At 66.6% G+C, this 4,693-nt stretch carries 5 protein-coding genes; all 5 read left to right on the plus strand.

The window, feature by feature from the left end:
- Positions 1-643, plus strand: a 643-nt coding sequence (locus tag AC5P7S_RS15465) for a methyl-accepting chemotaxis protein (RefSeq protein ID WP_495213641.1), incomplete at its 5' end; no start/stop codon positions are given.
- A gap of 160 nt (positions 644-803) precedes the next feature.
- Positions 804-1,577 carry a flagellar brake protein gene (locus AC5P7S_RS15470; protein ID WP_005416413.1) on the plus strand — a complete coding sequence of 258 codons (774 nt, stop codon included), beginning with the start codon at positions 804-806 and terminating at the stop codon, positions 1,575-1,577.
- A 179-nt stretch (positions 1,578-1,756) separates the two neighbouring features.
- The gene (locus AC5P7S_RS15475; RefSeq protein WP_005416412.1) at positions 1,757-2,248 is read left to right on the plus strand and encodes a chemotaxis protein CheW; all 492 of its coding nucleotides are present in this window, start codon (positions 1,757-1,759) and stop codon (positions 2,246-2,248) included.
- Positions 2,249-2,384: 136 nt separating this feature from the next.
- A complete protein-coding gene (locus AC5P7S_RS15480; RefSeq protein ID WP_005416411.1) occupies positions 2,385-2,768 on the plus strand; it encodes a hypothetical protein in 384 nt (127 codons plus the stop codon).
- Positions 2,769-2,869: 101 nt separating this feature from the next.
- Positions 2,870-4,693 (plus strand): MCP four helix bundle domain-containing protein (locus AC5P7S_RS15485; protein ID WP_495213642.1); only part of this gene is annotated, 1,824 nt, incomplete at its 3' end.

Below are 4,693 nucleotides of genomic sequence, written 5' to 3' on the forward strand. Positions count from 1 at the left end.
GAAGAAGATCGCCGAGATCATCAGCGTCATCGACGGCATTGCGTTCCAGACCAACATCCTGGCGCTGAATGCCGCCGTGGAAGCCGCGCGTGCCGGTGAACAGGGCCGCGGCTTCGCCGTGGTCGCCAGCGAAGTGCGCACTCTCGCCCAGCGCTCGGCCGCCGCCGCCAAGGAGATCAAGGGCCTGATCGACGACTCGGTCGGCAAGGTCGCCGAGGGCTCCAGCCTGGTCCACCAGGCCGGCAGCACCATGGGCGAGATCGTCGCCTCGGTGCAGCGCGTCACCGACATCATGGCCGAGATTTCCGCTGCTTCGCAGGAACAGAGCGCGGGCATCGAGCAGGTCAACCAGACCGTGGTGCAGATGGACGAAACCACCCAGCAGAACGCCGCACTGGTGGAGGAAGCTACCGCCGCCGCACGTGCGATGGAGGACCAGGCCGTGCAGCTGGGTGAAGCCGTGGCCCGCTTCCGGCTGGCATCGCACGGCACGACGGCCATTCCGGCACGCCCGCTGGCAGCCCCGGTACCGCGCCAGGTCGCAGCCGCCGCGCCTTCGGCAAAGCCGGCTTCCGCGCGCCCCCTGCGCAGCTCGACGGCGCAGCCGGTACTGGCCGCCGACGGCGACTGGCAGGAGTTCTGACAGAACCACGGGGTCAGATCCCTTTCCCGCAGGAAAGGGATCTGACCCCTTACGCGTAGAAAGTGATGCAAATCCCACTTCATAATCCGGTGCAGAGGCCGATATCCCCATCGAGCCTCGCACCAACGCGTGCTGGCGCCCGCCCCTGACCGTAGATTCCATGTCCGACGGCAACGACACTGCAGTGCATGATGTCCACGCGGCCGACGCCGCTGACGAGCGCTTCCTGGTCCGCAACCCGCGCCAGCTGCGGCAGCTGCTGCGCTCGCTGATCGACCAGCGATCACTGATCAACGCGCACATCGACGGCCGTGACCGTTCGTTCCCCACTGCGCTGCTCGACCTCGACGAGGACGAGGACTACCTGCTGCTCGATGGCAGCCCGCAGGAAGCCTCCAACCGCGCCGCCGAGCAGGCCGATCACCTGCTGTGCTTCGCCCAGCTCGAACGGGTGCTGGTGCGTTTCCGCCTGCACGAACTGCAGCGCGTGGACAACGACGGCCACGTGGCCTTCCGCGCTCCGCTTCCGGAAGAACTGGTGCACCTGCAGCGCCGCGAGCTGTATCGGCTGGAGACCCCGGTCACCGACTCACCGCAGCTGCTGCTGCCCCCCGGCGAAGCGCGCGCCGAAGCGTTGTCGATGCGCGTGGTGGACATCAGTGGCGGTGGCCTGGCCGTGGTGGTTCCCAATGACTGCGCGGTGTTCGGCCTGCAGAAGCGCTATCCGGCGCAGCTGTCCCTGCCCGACGGTCCCGACCTGGACATCGCGCTGGTGGTCTGCAACCTGTTGCCGCAGCGCCAGCCCAACGGCATCGAGGTCAAGCGCGTGGGCATGCGCTTCGACAGCCTGCCGCGCGGCGCCGACAGCGCCATCCAGCGCTACATCTTCCGCATCGACCGCCAACGCAAGGCACGCCGCAACGGCGAGCTCTGAGGCCGCCCGACCGGTAGTGCCGGCCGATGGCCGGCAACCCTGGAACGCATGCCGGGGTCAGATCCCTTTTCCCTGAAAAGGGATCTGACCCCATCCACTGCCCGGGCACCTAAAGTCCCCCCCAGCGGGGCCGATATCGAGCCTGACACCGGGACTTCCGGCAGAACCAGGACCCCTCGATGAACGACAAGACCAGCTCCGCCGCCAGCACCGGTGGCGAATTCCTCAGCTTCACCCTTGGTGACGAGCACTACGGCGTGGACATCCTCAAGGTGCAGGAAATCCGTGGCTACGACGCGGTTACCCGCGTGCCGGATGCCCCGGACTACATCAAGGGCGTGATCAACCTGCGTGGCACCATCGTCCCGGTGATCGACCTGCGCCTGAAGCTGCGCCTGGACAACGCCCGCTACGACGCCTTCACCGTGATGATCGTGCTGAACGTCGAAGACCGCGTGGTCGGCATCGTCGTCGACAGCGTCTCCGACGTGATCCCGCTGTCGGCCGAGCAGATCCGACCGACCCCGGAATTCGGTGCCGCCGTCGATACCCGCTTCATCTCCGGCATCGGTACCCACGACGATCGCATGCTGATCCTGCTGGACATCGAGACCCTGCTCGACAGCGCCGACATGGGCCAGGCCAGCCTCACCGAAGACGTCGCCGCCTGAGTAAACGGAACTGCTTCACGTTCCGGTCACAAAACCCTTCAGTTCCCCCCGGCGATGCCGATAGGGGGACAGAAGCCGGCCGCGCAGGAGCGCGCAGGGCCGGCCCGACCGTTACCATCCCCGGAGATACCCCTCGATGAAGTCCCTGCTTGCGTTCGTTTCGGCCGCTGTCCTGGCCACCACCGCCGCCTCCGCTTTCGCCCAGTCGGCTGACATGATCCCGCCGGAACTGGCCCCGCGTTCGGTCGGCAAGGACGGCATGGTCTGTGGCAAGGTTGAAAAGGCCCGCTACGCAGAAGGTTCCGAAGGCCAGCCGACCTTCCTGTACATGGGCGGCGCCTTCCCGCGCCACACCTTCTCGGCCCGCATCGCCGGCGAGAACCGCGGCAAGTTCTCCTTCCCGCTGGAAACCCTGGAAGGCAAGACCGTCTGCGTGATCGGCAAGATCCAGCGCGACGCCTCGCGCGCGGAAATCGAAGTCAGCTCGCCGGCTGGGCTGAAGCTGGCCAACATCAAGTAATCCGCTGTCCGTCGAACCACGCCGGACCTGGTGCCGGCGTGGTTTCTGCTGCAACCGGGCCCGATGCCCGGGCGCGTCTGCCTTAGGAGCTCGCAACGCCCATGCCGTGGATCAACAACCTGAAACTGATGCCGAAGCTGCTGCTGACCTTCGGCGTCCTCCTGCTGGTGATGCTGCTGCAGGGCATCGTCGCCTATCGCGGCCTGCATTCGCTGAACAACGTCACCACCGAGCTGGCCGGTTCACGCATGGAGAGCATCCGCCTCGCCGGCGAGATGCGCGGCATGCTGGGCGAATACCGCAATGCCGCCTACCAGCAGTTGATCCGCGCCAGCGACGACGTCAAGTCCGATGCGCGCAAGCAGGCCGTCGACCTGCGCACCAGCATGGACAAGTCGATCAAGGACTATCCGAAGCTGGTCGACAACGCGCAACAGAAGAAGCTGTTCGACACCTTCGCCAAGGAATGGAAGGATGCGCTGGCGTCCTATGACAGCGTCACCGAGATGCTGGAACTTGACCTGCCGGACGATGCCATCGATACCTTCGTCGGCGAAACCCGTACCAAGCACCGCAAGGCTGCATCGGCGCTGGAAGCGCTGATCGCCGAAGACAACCGCCTCGCCCGCGCCTCGCGCGAAGAGGCCGCCTCCACCTATTCCGCCTCGGCCGTGCTGACCGTGGTCGCCCTGCTGGGTGGCGCCGCACTCGGCCTGGTGCTGGTGTGGCTGTTCGCCCGCGCACTGGTCGGCAGCGTGCGTGGCGCCGTCTCGGTCGCCAACGACGTCGCCGGTGGCAAGCTCGATGGTCATATCGACGTCAGCCGCCAGGACGAAGTGGGCGAACTGATGCAGGCCATGCAGCGCATGCAGCGCGACCTCCGCGAGCGCATCGAGACCGACCAGGCCGTGGCCCGCGAGAATCTGCGCATCCGTACCGCGCTGGACTACAGCTCGACCGGCGTGTACCTGACCGACACCAGCAACACCATCGTCTACAGCAACCGCGCCCTGCAGCAGACCCTGAGCCAGTACCAGGACGAAGTTCGCCGCGACCTGCCGGACTTCGATGCCCAGGCCTCGCTGATCGGCAAGCCGGTCACCGTGCTTGAACACCGCGGCGAGATGGACCAGACCCTGCTGGGTAACCTGAAGGCACACGGCGTCGCCCGTCGCCCGATGCAGTATGGCGATGCCCAGTTCGCCCAGGTGGTCTCGACCATCCGCAATGAAGGCGGCGACACCGTCGGCTACGTGGTGGAATGGCGCGACCGTACCCAGGAAGCGCAGGTCGAAGCCGAAGTGGCCCGCGTGATCGCCCAGGCTGCCGCCGGCGACCTGTCCGGCCGCATCGACGCCACCGACAAGGAAGGCTTCTTCCTGCAGCTGGCCCAGCAGATCAACGGCCTGCTGGATGCCAACGCTGGCAGCATCGAACAGATCTCCGGCCTGCTTGCGGCACTGTCGCAGGGTGACCTGACCGTGCGCATGCACGGCGACTACCAGGGCGTGTTCGCCCGCATGCGTGACGATGCCAACGCCACCGCCGCGCAGCTGAGCGAGATCGTCACCCGCATCAAGCAGTCCAGCCGCGCGATCAGTTCGGCCGCCGGCGAGATCGCCTCGGGCAACAGCGACCTGTCGCGCCGCACCGAGCAGCAGGCTGCCAACCTCGAGGAAACCGCGGCCTCGATGGAGGAACTGACCTCCACCGTGCGCCAGAACGCCGAGCACGCCCGCCAGGCCAACCAGCTCGCCATCGGCGCGCATGGCGTCGCCTCGCAGGGTGGCGAGGTCGTCGGCCAGGTGGTCACCACCATGTCCGCCATCGAAGCCTCGTCGAAGAAGATCGCCGAGATCATCAGCGTCATCGACGGCATTGCGTTCCAGACCAACATCCTGGCGCTGAATGCCGCCGTGGAAGCC

The sequence above is a fragment of the Stenotrophomonas sp. YJH_SMC_32 genome (assembly GCF_059369975.1).

Coding starts and splice junctions, on each gene's coding strand:
- AC5P7S_RS15480 (WP_005416411.1), top strand. CDS start 2,385: ATGAAGTCCCTGCTTGCGTTCGTTTCGGCCGCTGTCCTGGCCACCACC.
- AC5P7S_RS15475 (WP_005416412.1), top strand. CDS start 1,757: ATGAACGACAAGACCAGCTCCGCCGCCAGCACCGGTGGCGAATTCCTC.
- AC5P7S_RS15470 (WP_005416413.1), top strand. CDS start 804: ATGTCCGACGGCAACGACACTGCAGTGCATGATGTCCACGCGGCCGAC.